The 16,476-nt window shown below is 74.7% G+C and carries 12 protein-coding genes; 6 read left to right on the top strand and 6 right to left on the bottom strand.

The genetic code is table 11. The features are described from left to right. The first annotated feature begins 28 nt into the window (after positions 1-28). Complete coding sequence (locus tag ABD343_RS21675; RefSeq protein WP_344530695.1) at positions 29-1,360, top strand: MFS transporter; 1,332 nt, start codon at positions 29-31, stop codon at positions 1,358-1,360. On the opposite strand, the gene ABD343_RS21670 is transcribed toward ABD343_RS21675, so the two are convergent. Both ABD343_RS21670 and ABD343_RS21665 read right to left on the bottom strand, forming a co-directional pair. Then, positions 1,314-2,669 carry an SLC13 family permease gene (locus tag ABD343_RS21670; RefSeq protein WP_344530693.1) on the bottom strand — a complete coding sequence of 452 codons (1,356 nt, stop codon included), beginning with the start codon at positions 2,667-2,669 and terminating at the stop codon, positions 1,314-1,316. The genes ABD343_RS21675 and ABD343_RS21670 overlap by 47 nt on opposite strands. A gap of 105 nt (positions 2,670-2,774) precedes the next feature. Further along, a complete protein-coding gene (locus tag ABD343_RS21665; RefSeq protein ID WP_344530691.1) occupies positions 2,775-3,587 on the bottom strand; it encodes an IclR family transcriptional regulator in 813 nt (270 codons plus the stop codon). 122 nt (positions 3,588-3,709) lie between these two features. Between ABD343_RS21665 and ABD343_RS21660 the strand changes: the two genes are divergently transcribed. The 3 genes from ABD343_RS21660 to ABD343_RS21650 are packed head-to-tail and all read left to right on the top strand — an operon-like array spanning position 3,710 to position 8,308. After that, positions 3,710-4,900, top strand: coding sequence for a pyridoxal-phosphate-dependent aminotransferase family protein (locus ABD343_RS21660; RefSeq protein ID WP_344530690.1), 1,191 nt, complete (start codon positions 3,710-3,712; stop codon positions 4,898-4,900). Beyond that, positions 4,897-7,842: an FAD-binding and (Fe-S)-binding domain-containing protein gene (locus tag ABD343_RS21655; protein WP_344530688.1), complete on the top strand. Its 2,946-nt coding sequence runs from the start codon at positions 4,897-4,899 to the stop codon at positions 7,840-7,842. The genes ABD343_RS21660 and ABD343_RS21655 overlap by 4 nt, the downstream gene beginning before the upstream one ends. A 31-nt stretch (positions 7,843-7,873) precedes the next feature. Further along, positions 7,874-8,308: a VOC family protein gene (locus ABD343_RS21650; protein WP_344530686.1), complete on the top strand. Its 435-nt coding sequence runs from the start codon at positions 7,874-7,876 to the stop codon at positions 8,306-8,308. Positions 8,309-8,338: 30 nt separating this feature from the next. On the opposite strand, the gene ABD343_RS21645 is transcribed toward ABD343_RS21650, so the two are convergent. Further along, entirely contained in the window at positions 8,339-9,868 is a 1,530-nt protein-coding gene (locus tag ABD343_RS21645; protein ID WP_344530684.1) for a helix-turn-helix domain-containing protein, read from the bottom strand. A 142-nt stretch (positions 9,869-10,010) separates the two neighbouring features. Beyond that, complete coding sequence (locus ABD343_RS21640; RefSeq protein WP_344530683.1) at positions 10,011-10,199, bottom strand: hypothetical protein; 189 nt, start codon at positions 10,197-10,199, stop codon at positions 10,011-10,013. A gap of 102 nt (positions 10,200-10,301) precedes the next feature. Between ABD343_RS21640 and ABD343_RS21635 the strand changes: the two genes are divergently transcribed. Beyond that, positions 10,302-12,956 carry a class III lanthionine synthetase LanKC N-terminal domain-containing protein gene (locus tag ABD343_RS21635; protein WP_344530681.1) on the top strand — a complete coding sequence of 885 codons (2,655 nt, stop codon included), beginning with the start codon at positions 10,302-10,304 and terminating at the stop codon, positions 12,954-12,956. A gap of 9 nt (positions 12,957-12,965) precedes the next feature. On the opposite strand, the gene ABD343_RS21630 is transcribed toward ABD343_RS21635, so the two are convergent. Further along, complete coding sequence (locus ABD343_RS21630; protein WP_344530679.1) at positions 12,966-13,913, bottom strand: LysR family transcriptional regulator; 948 nt, start codon at positions 13,911-13,913, stop codon at positions 12,966-12,968. A gap of 101 nt (positions 13,914-14,014) precedes the next feature. Here ABD343_RS21630 and ABD343_RS21625 point away from each other — a divergent pair, with 101 nt between their 5' ends. Then, positions 14,015-15,247, top strand: coding sequence for an MFS transporter (locus ABD343_RS21625; protein ID WP_344530677.1), 1,233 nt, complete (start codon positions 14,015-14,017; stop codon positions 15,245-15,247). Positions 15,248-15,253: 6 nt separating this feature from the next. Here ABD343_RS21625 and ABD343_RS21620 read toward each other — a convergent pair whose 3' ends face one another. Then, positions 15,254-16,336: a diaminopropionate ammonia-lyase gene (locus ABD343_RS21620; protein WP_344530675.1), complete on the bottom strand. Its 1,083-nt coding sequence runs from the start codon at positions 16,334-16,336 to the stop codon at positions 15,254-15,256. Positions 16,337-16,476: the final 140 nt, after the last annotated feature.

Below are 16,476 nucleotides of genomic sequence, written 5' to 3'. Positions count from 1 at the left end.
TAAGCCGTTACGGCAGGGAGGGGGCGCCATGCGCACGTACCTGGTCACCGCGTTCCTCGCACGGCTGGCCGACGAAGGCATGGCGATCGCCGTCACGCTGCTCGCCCTCGACCGCACCGGCAGCGCGGCGGAGGGCGCGTTCGTCCTCACCGCCTGGATGGCGCCGCACGCGGTGGCCGCGCCGCTCGCCGGGGTGCTCGCCGCGCGGGCACGCAGGCCCGCGCTGTTCCACGCGGGCGCCCTCGTGCTCTTCGCCGCCGCCATCGCCGGGCTCGCCCTCACCGTCGGGCGTACGGCGGCGCCCGTCGCGCTCCTCCTCGCGCTGGCGGGCGGCTGCTGTGGGCCCGTCGTCACCGGCGGCCTCTCCAGCCTGGTCGCCGGGCTCGTGCCGGAGGGGCCCGTGCGCAACCGGGCGTACGCGCTGGACGCGGCCACCTACACCACGTCCTCGGTCGTGGGCCCCGCCGCCGTCGGCGTGACCGCGGGCCTCGCCTCGCCCGGCGCCGCGACCGGCCTGATGGCGGCGTGCGCCGCCTGCGCGGCGCCGCTCGTCGCGACGCTCCCCGCGGCGGGCCGGGCGTCCGTGGCGGCCGGGGCGCCCGGTCCCGAGGGCGGACGTACGGGAACAGGGGCCGTACGTACGGACACCGGCGGCGAACGTACGGGCACGGACGCCGAACCTACGGGCACCGGCGCCGAACCTACGGGCACCGGCGGCGGAACGCGCCTCCTGCGGCAAGGGCTCACGGCCCTGTGGCGCGTACCGCCGCTGCGGGCGATCACCGGCGCCACGACCCTCGCCTTCCTCGGCCTCGGCGGGCTCGCCGTCGCCGCCGTGCTGCTCGCGGACCACCGGGGGGACGCGGACGGGGGCGGGGTCCTGATGACGGCGTTCGCCGTCGGCGCCCTCGGCGGCGCCCTGGCCCTGGCCCGCTGGGAACCGCCGCTCGCGGCGCCCCGCCTCGCCACCGTCAGCCTGCTGGTCACCGGCGCGGCGCTGGCGGGTGCCGCGCTCGTACCGTCGTTCGCCGGGGCGGTGGCGCTGTTCGCGCTCGCCGGGGTGGGGGACGGGCCGCTGCTCACCACCACGCTCCGGATCCGCGCCGACCACGCGCCGCCCGGAGCGCGTACGCAGGTCTTCACGCTGGGCGCCGGCCTGAAGGTCACGGCGGCCTCCGCGGGCGCCGCGCTCACCGGGGCGTGCGCCGGGCTCAGCCCCACCCTGCTCCTGCTGGGGATCGCCGCGCTCCAGCTCGCGGCGGCAGGGCTGTTGCCGTTGCTGGCCCGGCCGGAGAGCGACGCCCGGCCGCCGGTCACCAGCCGGGCACGACCAGGAGGCCCCAGCTCGCCAGCGGGATGAGGGGGACGAGCGTGAAGCCCCAGACCATCAGGCGGCGGAAGACGAAGTCGCGCTGCTCGGCGGGGGTGTTGGCCGTGACCAGCGCCCCGCTCGTGGAGAACGGGGACGCGTCCACGATCGAGGAGCTGACCGCGAGCGCCGCGACGAGGCCGATCGCGCTCACGTCGCCGTCCGCCAGCAGCGGGACCGCGAGCGGGATCAGCGCGCCCAGGATGCCGGTCGTCGAGGCGAAGACGGTGACCACGGCCCCGATCAGGCAGATCAGCAGCGCCGCGAGGAGCGGCGCGTCGATCGAGGCCACGCGGTCGCCGAGCCAGTCGATGGTGCCGAGGCGCTCCATCAGGCTCACGTAGGTCACGATCCCGCAGACCAGCAGCACGGTGCCCCACGCGCACTTCTCCGCCGCGCCCTCGGCCGACTTGGGCGAGACGAACGACAGGACGGCGGCGACGCTGAGCGCCATCAGGCCGACGTCGAGGTCGAAGAAGAGCGCCCCGACGACCAGCCCGAGGATGCCGAGCAGGGTGAGGGAGCGGGCGAGGTCGAGGCGTACGGGCCGTTCGGCGGCGGTGAGCTGCTCCTCCTCGGGCTCGACGACGGCGACGGGGGCGGGGCCGGTGCCGCCGGTCCCGGGCGAGGGGCGTACGGAGGGCGCGGCGCCGCCCGTATCCGGCTCCGGGCCCCGCTCCGGCCGTACGCGGTGGCCGATCAGCCGGCGCCCGCCGAACAGCGTGAACGCGAGCGCGTTGAGGACGAGATTGAAGGCGAGCGAGACGAGGAAAAGCGTCGCCGGGCTTCCCGGAATGTCGTTCCTTTCGACGACGCCGTTCGTGATGGTGCCGAAGACGCCGATGGGCGAGAAACCGCCCGCGCTGCCGCCGTTGGCGATGAAGACGCCCATGAGGAACGGGTTGATCCCGTATCTCCTGGCGACGCTCAGGCCGATGGGCGCGATGATGCCCACGGCGGCGGGCGTCACCGCGCCGACCCCGGCGAGCAGGGCGGTGACCAGGAACATCACCCAGGGCATCAGCGCCGTTCGGCCGCCGACGGCACGCATGCAGACATGGACGAGCCAGTCCACGGTGCCGTTGTCACGGGCGATGGCGAAAAGGAAGGTGACGCCGACGAGAACGACGAAGAGATCTCCCGGGAATCCCGCGAATATCTGGTCCGCGGATTGTCCGGCGAAGGCCGTGCCGACGACGAAGGCGGCGACGAACGCCAATACCCCCATGTGCACGGAGAGCGTGGTGGAGACGGCGAATACGAGAGCGAGTCCGATGATGGCGATGACGTGGTCTGACACAAGGCTTCCCCGCCTTAGCTAGGCCGTGGGCAGCGGGCATCACGCATTCCGCCCTGCGGAATACGTCTTTCGAGCAGGGAAGTATTGAGACCAACGTCACACCCGTCAAGGGGTGCGGCGCGAGTGCCCTCCGCCGGGCCTGCCGCCGGACGTGCCGCCGGGCCTGCCGCCATGTCCTCCGCCGAGCGCCGCGCCGATCCGCTCCGCCGCCTCGCGTACCAACTCGGCGTGCGCGGCACGGGATTCGCTGGTCAGGCGGCTGCTGGGGATGTTGATGCTGAGGCTCGCCACGGGGTGTCCCGACGGTCCGAGAACGGCCGAGGCGGTGGCCGAGACGTCCGTGCGCCACTCACCGTCGTTCGTCGCGTAACCCCGCGCCCGGATCGCCGCCAGCTCCTCGCGCAGTGCGTCCGCGTCGGTCACCGTCGTCTCCGTGAAGCGCGGCAGCTCCTCGGTCAGATGCCGCTCGATCTCCTCGGGGGTGCTCGCGGCCAGCACCGCCTTGCCGTTCGCCGAGGCGTGCAGCGGGAGGTTCTTGCCCAGCGGCAGGATGATCCGCACGGGCTGCGAGGTCTCCAGCCGCTCGATCAGCACGACCTTGCCGCCCTCCGGAACGGCCAGGTGGACGGTCTCGTCGCACCGGCCGCGCAGGTCCTCCATCACCGGCACCGCCACATCGCGCAGGCCCAGTTCGCCCGAGGCGTGGCGGCCGAGGAGCAGCGGCTTCGTCGTGAGCACCCAGCGCCCCGCGGTGCCGCTCGCGGTCTGCCGCAGCCAGCCCGCCTCGCGCAGCGTGAGCAGCGCCCGCTGCACGGTGCTCTTGGGCAGCTCCACCGCCCTGGCCAGGTCCGATACGCCGACGGGCTGCCGGGCGGCGACCTCGTCGAGCACCCGCAGCGCGTTGAGCACGTTCTGCATGTCCGAACCCCCGCTTCCGGTACGCCCATTGACGGCCCGACGGGCCGTCCCTAGGCTCCGCCGTGCCATCTTACGAGACAGCGTGCCGTGACACGGCACAGAGCGCAAGGGGGTTGGCTCGCGTGACCCTGCACACCGGCCGCCATTTCCTCCAGATCCCCGGCCCCACGAACGTCCCCGACGAGGTGCTCCGCGCCCTCTCCGCGCCCACCCTCGACCACCGAGGCCCCGAGTTCGCCGCGCTGACGCGCCGTCTCCTCGCCGCGCTCGGCCCGGTGTTCGGGACGAGCGGCCCCGTCGTCGTCCTGCCCTCCTCCGGCACCGGCGCCTGGGAGGCCGCGCTCGTCAACACGCTCAGCCCCGGCGACCGCGTGCTCTTCTTCGAGACCGGCCACTTCGCCGCCCTCTGGACCGCCATGGCCGAACGGCTCGGCCTCGACGTCGAGATCGTCCCCGGCGACTGGCGGCACGGCGCCGACCCCGAAGCGCTCGCCGCCCGCCTCGCCGATGACGGCGCAGCCGGCGGAGGGCACGCGATCAAGGCCGTCTGCGCCGTCCACAACGAGACCTCGACCGGCGTGACCAGCCGCGTCCCCGAACTCCGCGCGGCCCTCGACGCCACCGGCCACCCCGCGCTCCTCCTCGTCGACACCATCTCCTCGCTCGGCTCGATCGACTACCGGCACGACGCGTGGGGCGTCGACGTCACGGTGGCCGGTTCGCAGAAGGGGCTGATGCTGCCGCCGGGCCTCGGCTTCAACGCCGTCAGCGAGAAGGCGCTGGCCGCCTCCCGTACGGCCGCGCTGCCGCGCTCGTACTGGGACTGGGCCCCGATCCTGGAGGCCAACCGGCAGGGCGCCTTCCCGTACACCCCCGCGACCAACCTGCTCTACGGGCTCGACGTCGCCCTGCGCATGCTCGCCGACGAGGGGCTGCCCGCCGTCTTCGCCCGCCACGCCCGGCACGCCCGCGCCACCCGCGCCGCCGTACGGGCCTGGGGACTTGAGGTCCTGTGCGCCGACGAGCGCGAGCACTCCGGGTCGCTCACCGCCGTCCTGATGCCGCCAGGCCACGACGCGGACAAGGTGCGCGAGGTGATCCTGGAACGGTTCGACATGTCGCTCGGCGCCGGGCTCGGCCGGCTCGCGGGGCGCGTCTTCCGCGTCGGCCACCTCGGCCACTTCAACGACCTCACGCTCGCGGGAACCCTCGCGGGCGTCCAGATGGGCCTCCAGCTCGCGGGCGTACCGATCGCCGCGGGCGGCCTGGAGGCGGCCCTGGCCGTGCTGCGCGAGGAGGGCGGGAACGCGTGACCCTCACCGGACCGGAACCGACCCGCGCCCCCGAAATCCCCTCCCTGGAGCGGCGGTTGCGCCGCGACCTCGACGGCGAGGTCCGTTTCGACGACCACACCCGGCACCTCTTCTCCCGCGACGCCAGCATGTACGCGATCACGCCCGTCGGGGTCGCCTTCCCCCGGCACGCCGGGGACGTCCAGGCCGCCGTCGCCGCCGCGGCCGAGCACGGCGTGCCGCTCGTCCCCCGGGGCGCGGGCACCAGCCTCGCGGGCCAGACCGTCGGCGCCGGGCTCGTGCTCGACCTCTCCCGCCACATGCGCCGCATCGTGGAGCTGGACCCCGAAGCCCGTACGGCGCTCGTCGAACCCGGCGTCGTGCAGGACCAGCTCAACCGGGCCGCCGCGCCGCACGGCCTGATGTTCGGGCCCGACACCTCCACCAGCAACCGGGCCACGCTCGGCGGGATGATCGGCAACAACTCCGCGGGCAGCGGCTCCCTGCGGCACGGCATGACCATCGACCACGTCCGCGCCCTCGACGTCGTCCTCTCCGACGCGAGCACCGCCCGCCTCGCCCCCGTCGACGAGGCCGAACGCGCCCGCCGGGCCCGCTCCGGCACCCGCGAGGGCGCCCTCTACCGCGAACTGCCCCGCCTCGTACGGGAGAACGCCGACGCCATCGCCGAGGGCTTCCCCGCCTTCTGGCGCCGCGCCTGCGGCTACCGCCTCGACCGCCTCGCCCGCCTCGCCCGCCCCGAGGAGCCCTTCGACCTCGCCAAGTTCGTCGTCGGCTCCGAGGGCACCCTCGTCCTCACCACCCGCGCCCTGGTCGACCTCGTGCCCAAGCCGCGCCGTACGGTCATCGCCGTCGGGCACTTCACCTCCACCCAGGCCGCGATCGAGGCCACCGAGGACGCGCTCGCCTGCGAACCGGCGGCCGTCGAGCTGATGGACCGCACGATCCTCGACCTCTCGCGGCGCCGGATCGAGTACGCCTCGCTCTCCACGCACCTCGAAGGCGACCCCGACGCGCTCCTCTTCGTCAGCTTCACCGGCGACGACGAGGGCGAACTGCGCGCCTCCCTCGACCGCCTGACCGCCCTGTGGAAGCGGCACGGCCACGGCTACCACACCCTCCACGCCGTCACCCCCGAGCAGCAGGGCGCACTGCTCAAGGTCCGCAAGGCCGGGCTCGGGCTGCTGATGGCCGCCAGCGAGGGCACGCGCCGCCCGCTCGCGTTCGTCGAGGACACGGCCGTCGACCCGGCCCGGCTGGCCGACTACACCCGCGACTTCAAGGCCGTCCTCGACCGGCACGGCCTGGAGGCCGGGTTCTACGGCCACTGTTCGGTCGGCTGCCTCCACATCCGGCCCTTCGTGGACCTCGCCGACCCCGCGCAGGAGCGGACCATGCGGGCCGTCGCCGAGGAGATCAGGGACCTCGTCGTCGCCTACGGCGGGGTGAACTCCAGCGAGCACGGCGACGGCCTGGCCCGCAGCGAGTTCAACCGGCAGATCTTCGGCGACCGGCTCTACGGGGCGATGCGAGAGGTCAAGCGCGTCTTCGACCCGGACAACCTGATGAACCCCGGCAAGATCGTCGACGCCCCCGCGATGACCGACAACCTCCGCGACGCGGCCCTCCCCGAGCCCGGACCGCTGCGCACCCGGCTCTCGTTCGAGGTCACCGGCGGCATGCGCGGCGCCGCCGACCGCTGCATGAACATCGGCCTGTGCCGCAAGAGCGGGAGCGGCGTGATGTGCCCCTCGTACATGGCCACGAAGGACGAGGAGGACTCCACGCGGGGTCGCGCCGGGGCCCTGGTCAAGGCCCTCTCCGAGCCCGACCCGAAGCGTGCCCTCGGTGACGAGCGGCTGCACGAGATCCTCGACGCCTGCCTGATGTGCAAGGCCTGCAAGAGCGAGTGCCCGCTCGGTGTCGATATGGCGACACTCAAGAGCGAGGCCCTCTCGCACCACCACGACCTGCACGGAGTCCCGCTCCGCAGCCGGGTGTTCGGCGCGATCCGCGCCCTCAACCGGCTGGGCTCGGCCACGGCCCCGCTCTCCAACCTCCCCGGCCGCGTCCCCGCACTCCGCCGCCTCATGGAACGGTGGCTCGGCATCGCCCGCGCCCGCCCCCTGCCCGTCTTCGCCCGCCGGAACCTCACCCGCTGGCACCGCCGCCGCACGACCCGCGTGCCGTCCGGCACCGGCGCGGAGGGGCGGACGCTCACCTTCCTCGCCGACTCCTTCACCACGTACACCGAACCGGCCGTCGGGCGCGCCGCGATCGAGCTGCTGGAGCGCGCCGGCTGGCGCGTACGGCTGGAGAGCCGCGGCTGCTGCGGGCGCTCCAGCCTCTCCAAGGGCCTGGTCGACGAGGCGAAGGCGAAGGCCGTGCACCTCGCGCGCCTCCTGGACGAGGGCGCCGGGCCCGGCTCGCCCGTCGTCGGCTGCGAGCCCTCCTGCCTGATGACGCTCCGCGACGAGCACCTGGCCCTGCGCCCCGGCGACCCGGCGGCCCGGGAACTGGCGGGCCGCGTACGGCAGATCGAGGAGCTGCTCGCGGAGGCGCTCGACGACGGGCGGCTCCGCCTCCGCGACGACGCCTGGCCCGCCAGCCGCCGCCTCCTCTACCACGGCCACTGCCACCAGAAGGCCGAGGTCGGCACGGCGGCGACGGTGGCCCTTCTGCGCCGTATCCCCGGCGCGCGGGTGGAGGAGGCCGACGCCGGATGCTGCGGCATGGCGGGCTCGTTCGGCTTCGAGTCCGAGCACTATGAGCTGTCCATGACGGTCGGCCGTGACCGCCTCTTCCCCGCGGTCGAGGCCGAGCCCGAGGACACCGTCGTCGTCGCCTCCGGCGTCTCCTGCCGCCAGCAGATAGCCCACGGCACGGCCCGCCGCGCCTGGCACCCCCTGGAACTGGTCCGCGCGGCGCTGGAAACGGAGTGAGCCGCATGGCCCCGCTTGCTATCGTGCGCCGATGTCACAGATCAGGCAGGTCCAGATCACCTTCGACTGCGCGGAACCCGAGCGCGTGGCCCGCTTCTGGTGCGAGGTGCTGGGATACGTCGTCCCGCCGCCGCCGGACGGCTTCGCCACCTGGGACGCGTACACCGCCTCCCTGCCGCCCGAGGACCGCGACTCCTGGTTCGCCTGCCAGGACCCCACGGGCGAGGGCCCCCGGCTCTTCTTCCAGCGCGTCCCCGAGGGCAAGACCGCCAAGAACCGCGTCCACCTCGACGTCCGCGTCGGCACCGGCCTCGTGGGCGACGAGCGCCTGGCCGCCCTGGAGGCCGAGCGCGACCGCCTGGTCGCACTCGGCGCGGTATGCGTCCAGGTGCTCTACGCCGACGAGGAGAACGAGTCCTGCATCCCGATGCTGGACATCGAGGGCAACGAGTTCTGCCTCGACTGAGGCCTCGACCGAGACCTCGACCGGGAGGGCTCAGATGTCGCGGAACGTCTCGATCTGGGCGCCGACCTCGTTGAGGCGTTCGGCCAGGTCCTCGTAGCCGCGGTTGATGACGTAGACGTTGCGCAGCACCGAGGTGCCCTCGGCGGCGAGCATCGCGAGGAGCACGACGACGGCCGGGCGCAGCGCGGGCGGGCACATCATCTCGGCGGCGCGCCAGCGCGTCGGGCCCTCGACCAGGACGCGGTGCGGGTCGAGGAGCTGGAGGCGCCCGCCGAGGCGGTTGAGGTCGGTGAGGTAGATCGCCCGGTTGTCGTAGACCCAGTCGTGGATGAGGGTCTTGCCCTGCGCGACGGCCGCGATGGCCGCGAAGAAGGGCACGTTGTCGATGTTCAGGCCGGGGAACGGCATCGGGTGGATCTTGTCGATGGGCGCCTCCAGCTTGGAGGGCCGCACCGTCAGGTCGGTGAGGCGGGTGCGGCCGTTGTCCGCCGCGTACTCCTCGCTGCGGTCGAAGTCGAGGCCCATCTCCTCCAGGACGGCCAGCTCGATCTCCATGAACTCGGCGGGCACGCGCCGCACCGTCAGCGTGGACTCGGTGACGACGGCGGCGGCCACCAGGCTCATCGCCTCGACCGGGTCCTCGGAGGGGGAGTAGTCCACGTCCGTGTCGATGACCGGGACGCCGTGCACCGTGAGGGTCGTGGTGCCGACGCCCTCGACGCGGACGCCCAGTTCCTCCAGGAAGAAGCAGAGGTCCTGGACCATGTAGTTCGACGAGGCGTTGCGGATGACCGTGACGCCGTCGTGCCGCGCGGCGGCCAGCAGCGCGTTCTCGGTGACCGTGTCCCCGCGCTCGGTCAGGACGATGGGCCGGGACGGTGAGACCGCGCGGTCGACCTCCGCGTGGTACAGCCCCTCGGTCGCCGTGACCTCCAGGCCGAAGTGGCGCAGCGCGCTCATGTGCGGCTCGACGGTGCGCGTACCGAGGTCGCAGCCGCCCGCGTACGGGATGCGGAAGCGGTCCGTGCGGTGCAGCAGCGGGCCGAGGAACATGATGATGCTCCGGGTGCGGCGCGCGGCCTCCTCGTCGATGGCCTCCATGTGCAGCTCGGCCGGGGGCACGATCTCCAGGTCCGCGCCGTCGTTGATCCACCGGGCGCGGACGCCCACCGAGGTGAGCACCTCCAGCAGCCGGAAGACCTCCTCGATACGGGCGACGCGGCGCAGCACCGTACGCCCCGAGTTGAGGAGGGAGGCGCAGAGCAGCGCGACGCAGGCGTTCTTGCTCGTCTTGACGTCGATGCTGCCGGAGAGCCGACGGCCGCCGACGACCCGCAGATGCATCGGGCCCGAATACCCCAGCGAGACGATCTCGCTGTCCAGCGCCTCGGAGATGCGGGCGATCATCTCAAGGCTGATGTTCTGATTGCCCCGCTCAATGCGGTTGACGGCGCTCTGGCTGGTGCCGAGCGCGTCCGCGAGCTGCGACTGGGTCATGCCCCTGTGCTGGCGCGCGTCGCGGATGAGCTGCCCGATACGTGCGAGGTAGTCGTCGGTCATGAGACGACGTTATCTCAGATGTGAGATAGGGGTGAACTCGGGGGTCCGTTTCGGCCGTGTCGCCCCGTACGGGCCCGGCCCGGCGCCCCCGGTGTCGGGGTGGGCGAACCCGGTGACGGGTCCGCCCTGAGGTGCTTCCGGGTCAGGCCACCGGCCAGGTGGTCCCGGTCCCCGTGTTGGCGCAGCCGTAGCTGCCCGCGTTGTCACAGCCGCAGGTCTCCCCGCACATGTTCGCCGCGGTCAGCGCCTGGACCGTCTCGTCGAACTGGACGGACGGCTCGACGGTCCGTGCGCCGGCCATGCGGGGGGACAGCTCAAGCAGAGTGTTCACGCGAACTCCTTTGTTTGCGATATACCACACTGGACACTTTGACCGTAGCATTCGCCAGGGGTCAGGGGTACACCAACAACCCCTCAAATAACGGGAGTTCGCGTGGCGACAGCCGACATCGAGGAATCCGTCCGGCGGGCCGTGGAGTCCGCTTCGCCCTCGGAAACCGCGCCGCGGATCCGGCTCCGCACCGGCCGGACCTGGCTGTTCGTCAATCCCCCCACCGCCGGCCCGCTGCCGGAGCACGGCTGGAAGCTGCACATATCCTCGCGGGCCGCGACCTTCCCCGAACTGGCCGAGCGGCTGCTGCCCGCGCTGCTCGCGGAGGGCTGCCCGTTCAAACTCGCCCGCTCCCAGGGCGTGCTGGCGACGCTCAACGGGGGCGTCCAGTCCCCGGCGGCCGTCGGCAAGGCCTTCACCGTCTACCCCGCGCCCGGCCGCGTACGGGAGTTCGGCCTCGCCCTGGCCGCGCTGACCCGGGGCCACGAGGGCCCGCGCGTGCTCAGCGACCGTCGCGTCGCCCCCGGCGCCCCCGTCTACTACCGGTACGGCCCCTTCCGCCCCCAGTGGTACTTCGACGAGCGGAACGTGCTGGGCATCCGGATCGCGGGCCCCGGCGGCGAGCTGTTCGACGGCCCCGCGGGCCTGGAGTACCGGGCCCCCGACTGGGCGGCCGACCCCTTCGCCGGGCCCCGCACGGAGCCGGGGAGCCCCGAGCCGGGCCCGGAGCGCGCGCCGGGCACGGACGACGACGAGGCCCACCCCTCCGACGGCACCCTCCTCGGCGGACGCTTCCGCGTCGTCCACGGCATCCTGCGCAAGCCGCAGGGCGACGTGTACCGCGCGACGGACCTGCGCACCGGGCGTACGGCCGTCGTCAAGCAGGCCCGCGCGCACGTGGGGGAGGACGCGCAGGGCATCGACGCCCGGATGCGGGTGCGCAACGAGCGCCGGGTGCTGGCGGCCCTGGAGGGCGTCGAGGGCGTGCCCGTGCTGCTCGACCACTTCTCCCACGGCTCCGACGAGTACCTCGCCACCACCGACGCCGGGCCCGACCACCTCCGCGCCCACCTCGCCGCGCACGGCACGTACCTCTCCTCCGGCGCCGCGCCCTCCGGGGAGTTCGTCCGCTTCGCCGCCGGGCTCGCCGGGATCGTGCGCGAGACGCACCGCCGGGGCGTGGTGCAGCGGGACCTCTCCGCCAAGAACGTGGTCCTCGACGACTGCCGGGTACGCGTGATCGACTTCGGGATCTCCGCACTCGACGGCGTCCATCTGCCCGGCTACACCCCGGGCTTCGCGCCGCTGCGCCAGGCGGACGGCGAGCCGCCGCGTCCCGAGGACGACCTGTTCGCGCTCGGCATGGTCCTCGGCCTCGCCGCCCACGGCATGACCCCGGTCGGCGGCATCACCGCCCCGGGCCTCGCCCGCCACCGCGCCGTCGACACCCTCCACGCGCTGTACGGCACGGGGCCGGGGAAGACGTTCGTGGACGTCGTCGACGCGCTGCTCTCCGAGGAGACGGACGCGGCCACCGCCGCCCTCGACGCGCTCGCGGACGCCACCTGGACGGAGGGTACGGACGGGGTGGCCGCGGCCCCTCCGGCCCCGTCCCCCCGGCCGCTCCCGTCCTCCCCGCCCTACGACGCCCGGCCCCCGTCCGCGCACGAGCTGCTGGAGCACACCCTCGGCACGCTGCTCGACGGCCTCGACGCCGCGCTGCTCGACCCCGACGAGGAGGACGCGGCGGCCCGCGTCGACGCGAGCCTCTACTCCGGCAGCACCGGCGTCGCCCTGGAGCTGCTGCACCACCTCGACCGGGACGGCGTCCCCGAGCTGGTCGGCAGGCTCGCCGCGCACGCGGTCGGCGCCGCCCGCCGCGTCCCGCAGCCGCGCGGGCTGTACGTCGGGACGGGCGGCATCGACCTGCTGCTCGCACGGATGACCGCCGCCGGGCTCGACGCGCCGTCCCCCGTGCCGCCGTCGCCCGTCATCGCCGGGCGCGACCCGGGCGACGACATCTTCGCCGGTCACGCGGGCATCGGCTACGGCAGGCTCCTCCGGCACGAGCTGGACGGCGACCCCGCCCATCTGGCCGCCGCGCGCGAGGAGGCCGCGGCGATCCTCGCCCGGGACTCGCTCGTCACCCTCGTCGGGACCGACGACTCCGCGATGCCGGAGACGGCCGCGATGGACACCACCTTCGGGTACGCACACGGCCTCGCCGGGGTCGTGGACTTCCTCGTCCTCCTCGCCGCGCGGACCGGCGACGAAGAGCTGCGCGCCGCGGCCCGTACGCGCGCCGCCGAGCTGTGCGAGCGGTCCGTCCCGCTGGCCGAGCGGTCGGCGCTGCCGACGGCCGTGCCGCTGAGCGCCACCTGGTGCAAGGGGCTGGCCGGGGCCGCGCGGGCGCTGTGGCGCGCGGGCGACGTGCTGGACGAGCCGGAGTTCACGGCCGCCGCGCACCGTATCGCCCGGGTGTGCGCGGGCTGGATCCCGTGGCTGGAGAACGTGACGCAGTGCTGCGGCCTGTGCGGGCTCGGCGAGATCATGCTGGACCTCGCCGCGTGGAGCGGCGAGGAGGCCTACGCCGAGGCCGCGCGCGACGCGGGCCGCCATCTGATCCGGCGCAGCCACGGCCCGGACGCCGACCCCGCCTTCTTCGACCCCGACCGCAGCGAGACGCCGATGTCCTGGGGCCAGGGGTACACGGGCGTCGTCGCCTTCCTGCGCCGCCTGACCAGCACCCTCGGATAGGCGCGCGCGTCAGGCCGACCCGGAGATCCGCGGCCCCAGTTCGCGCGCCAGGGCCAGCGTCAGCGCGCGGAAGACCGCGATCTCCGGGTGCCCCGGGTGCGCGCCCCGGCCCTCGTACGCCCGTACGGCGAGGTAGCTGCTCTCCCACGGCGCGTCCAGTACGGGCACGAAGACCGCGCCCGGCCAGGCGTAGTAGCGCGCGAAGGACTTCAGCCCCGAGCCCGCGGCGCGGCCCGCGACCACGCCGGTCAGGACCTCCTGCGGCGTCAGCGCGTAGTCCTCGCTGCGCCGCGGCGCGCTCCGGCCGGTCTGCCCGAAGTAGAGGTACTCGGTGAAGGGGCGCGGGGTGTGCTCCGGCACGCGGAAGAACGGCAGCCCCGTGATGTCGGCGACCCTCAGGCCCTCGTCCCGCGCTGCCGCGAACGGGGAGGCGGCGGGGACGACGATGATGCGCTGCTCCGTCGTCAGGACGTCGGCGGTCACCCGCTCGTCGTCCGGCGCCGGGCGGACGAACGCGACGTCGACCCGGTCCTCGACCAGCGCCGAGGAGTGCTCGGTGAAGTCGAGCTGGCGCAGTTCGAGCGGGACGTCGGGGCGTGCCCGGCGGAACGCGTTGATCGCCGCCGGGGTCAGCTCGGCCGAGCCGTGGCCCATGATCCCGACGCGCAGCGGCCGGTGCCCTGCGCCGTCGCGCCGTACGCCCGCCAGTCCCGTGATGTCCTCGCGGGCCGCCTCCGCCGCCGCGAGCAGCGTCCGCGCGTGCCCGGTCAGCCGGTGCCCGGCGCGGGTGGGGGCGACCGGCGGGCCCCGGTGCAGCAGCGGGGTGCCCAGCTCGCTCTCCAGCCGCGCCACGTGCTGGGTGACGGCGGCGGGGGAGAGGTGGAGCCGCCGCGCGGCCCTCCGGAAGTGGCCCTCCTCCACCACCGCCAGGAAGGACGACAGCAGACGGAGATCCATACCGCCAGCGTACGCCGCCCGCGCGGACGGCCCCCACGGGCGTTCACGAGTCGTGAACGCGTGCGGCGCGGCCGCCCCGCGCGCCCGTAGAACTGGCCCTCATGCGTACGACAGCACCGCCTTCCCCCGCCCCCTCCGCCACCGCCACCGTGTCCGGGTCCCGGCGGTACGGGCTGCGCGTGGCGTGGATGATGACGGCCTCCGGCTGGAGCGCCAACCAGTTCTCCGCGCTCCTCGGCTCCTACCGCTCCGGGCTCGGCATGTCCGAGTCCGCCGTCACCGGCCTCTTCGCGCTCTACGTCCTCGGCCTGGTCCCCGGCCTGCTGCTCGGCGGCCCGCTCGCCGACCGGTACGGGCGCCGCCCGCTCGCGTTCGCCGCGCTCGCCGTCAACCTGCTCTCGACGCTGCTGCTGATGGCGGGCGCGGCGGGGCCCGGCTGGCTCTTCCCCGGCCGCTTCCTGACCGGCGTGGGCGCGGGCGCGCTGCTCGCGGCGGGCAGCGCGTGGGTCAAGGAGCTGTCGATGCCGCCGTACGAGACCCCGGCGCACCCGGGGACGCCCGCCAAGCGCGCGGGGCTGTTCGTCTCGGCGGGCTTCGCCTCGGGCGGCCTCGCCGCCTCGCTGATCGCCCAGTGGGCGCCGTACCCGAGGGTTCTCGCGTACGTGCCGCACGTGCTGCTCGTCCTCGCCGCGTGCGCGGCGGCCCGTACGGCGCCGGAGACACGCCCGGACCGGGACCGGGCCGCGCCCGCCTCCGTCCCCGTCGACAAGCGGCGGTTCCGCCGGGCCATACTGCCCATCGCGCCGTGGATCTTCGCGGCGCCCACCCTCGGCTTCGTGACCCTCCCCGGGCTGGTCGGCGGCGGGCTCGACGGCTGGGAGACCGTCTACGCGGGGATCGCCACCGCCGTCGTGCCCGGGGCCGGAATGGCCATCCAGCCGCTGGCCCGGCACCTGGCCGGACGGCACCGCGTCGCGACGGGCGCCACGGGGCTCGCGGTGATCGCGCTGGGCCTGCTGCTCGCCGTACCGGCCGTCGCGGGCGCCCGCCCGGGCCTCGCGCTCACGGCGGCGGCGGTCCTCGGCGCGGGGTACGGACTGACGCTCACCCACGCCCTCACCGAGGCGGCGGTCCTGGCCCCGCCGGCACGGCTGGCCCGCGTGGTCTCGCTGGTCTGGACCCTCGCCTACCTCGGCATGTTCGCCCCCTACGCGGTCACCCTCCTCTCCGGCACGTTCGCCGTCGGCACCCAACTGAGCGCGGGCGCGGCCCTGGCCGTCGTGTCCGGCCTCGCCCTCGCGCTCCTGAACCGGCACCGCGACGGACACCGCTGAGCGCCGTCACGCGGGGGAGTAGCCCGGATTGGCCTCCGCGCCCTCCGTGCTCAGGAGGACGACCGTCGCGTCGGGGGCGAGGTCCAGCCCGGGGCGGGCCGCCGCGCCGAGCGCGGCGCGGAGGCCTGCTAGGGGGGCCGCGCCGCAGGGGCCGGCGGGGACGCCGTGGGCCGCGAGGTCGCGGGCCGCCGCGGCGCCCGCTGCGTCGTCGACGGCGACGGCCGCGTCGATCCCGTCCCGGAGGTATGGCCAGGCCAGCAAGGAGGGCGTGCCGCAGTTGAGGCCCGCCATCGCGGTCTCGCCGGTCGGGACGGTGCGGGGTTCGCCGTGGCGCAGGCTCGTCAGGACGCAGGGCGCCGCCTCGGGTTCCGCCGTGAGGAGGACGGGCGGGCGGCGGCCCTCGCGGGGGCTCCGGTAGTGGACGACGGCGGCCTGCGCGAGCGAGCCGACGCCCGCGGGGACGGCGACGAGGTCCGGCGGCGCGGCCCCGGCCCGCGCGAGCTGCTCGTCGGTCTCCGCGAAGAGCGTCGCGTACCCCTCGACGATCCAGCCCGGCACCCGTTCGTACCCGGGCTGCCCGGAATCCTGCACCAGCAGCGTCCCCGGCGCCCCGGCCGCCGCGCGGGCCGCGCGTACGGCCTCGTCGTACGGCCCGTCGACGGTGGTCACCCGGGCGCCCTCACCGGCGACGGCCGCGACCGCGGCGGGGTGGACGCCGCGCGAGACGAACACATGGGCGCGCTGCCCGCGCAGCCGCGCGGTGCGGGCCACGGCCCGCCCGTGGTTCCCGTCGGTCGCCGTGACCAGGGTGACGGGCCCGCCGCCCGCGTGCTCCTCCAGGAGCCGGTGCACGGCCCAGGTGGCGCCCAGCGCCTTGAACGCGGGCAGCCCCAGCCGCGCCGACTCGTCCTTCGCGAAGAGCCGTCCGACCCCCAGTCCGCGCGCGAGCGCGGGAAGCTCCGTCAGCGGCGTCGGGGCGTAGCCGGGCAGGGAGGCATGGAAGGCACGCGCGCCGTCCGGCGCGGGCGGGCAGTTCCAGAAGCGCGCGGAGGGGCACACGTACCAGTGCGGAACGCTCAGCGGTGACATCCCCCCAGCCTGCGACCGCCCCGCGCGGGGGTCCAGCACGCGTCGCTGGGGACTCCCCGCGCTGCCGTCCGGGCGGGCGCGGCGCACACTGAGGGGCGTGACCTCGGGGCAGGGCATGACCGTCCTGCGGACGTGTACTA

This window comes from Streptomyces albiaxialis, from assembly GCF_039530985.1.
GTDB lineage: Bacteria > Actinomycetota > Actinomycetes > Streptomycetales > Streptomycetaceae > Streptomyces > Streptomyces albiaxialis.
The sequence above is the reverse complement of the archived record's forward strand: the minus strand, read 5'-3'. Positions and strand labels throughout refer to the sequence as shown.

What these genes read in the sequence shown, in the direction of transcription:
- ABD343_RS21675 (WP_344530695.1), top strand. Translation starts at nt 29, where the DNA reads ATGCGCACGTACCTGGTCACCGCGTTCCTCGCACGGCTGGCCGACGAA.
- ABD343_RS21665 (WP_344530691.1), bottom strand. Translation starts at nt 3,587, where the DNA reads ATGCAGAACGTGCTCAACGCGCTGCGGGTGCTCGACGAGGTCGCCGCC.
- ABD343_RS21650 (WP_344530686.1), top strand. Translation starts at nt 7,874, where the DNA reads ATGTCACAGATCAGGCAGGTCCAGATCACCTTCGACTGCGCGGAACCC.
- ABD343_RS21645 (WP_344530684.1), bottom strand. Translation starts at nt 9,868, where the DNA reads ATGACCGACGACTACCTCGCACGTATCGGGCAGCTCATCCGCGACGCG.
- ABD343_RS21630 (WP_344530679.1), bottom strand. Translation starts at nt 13,913, where the DNA reads ATGGATCTCCGTCTGCTGTCGTCCTTCCTGGCGGTGGTGGAGGAGGGC.
- ABD343_RS21625 (WP_344530677.1), top strand. Translation starts at nt 14,015, where the DNA reads ATGCGTACGACAGCACCGCCTTCCCCCGCCCCCTCCGCCACCGCCACC.
- ABD343_RS21620 (WP_344530675.1), bottom strand. Translation starts at nt 16,336, where the DNA reads ATGTCACCGCTGAGCGTTCCGCACTGGTACGTGTGCCCCTCCGCGCGC.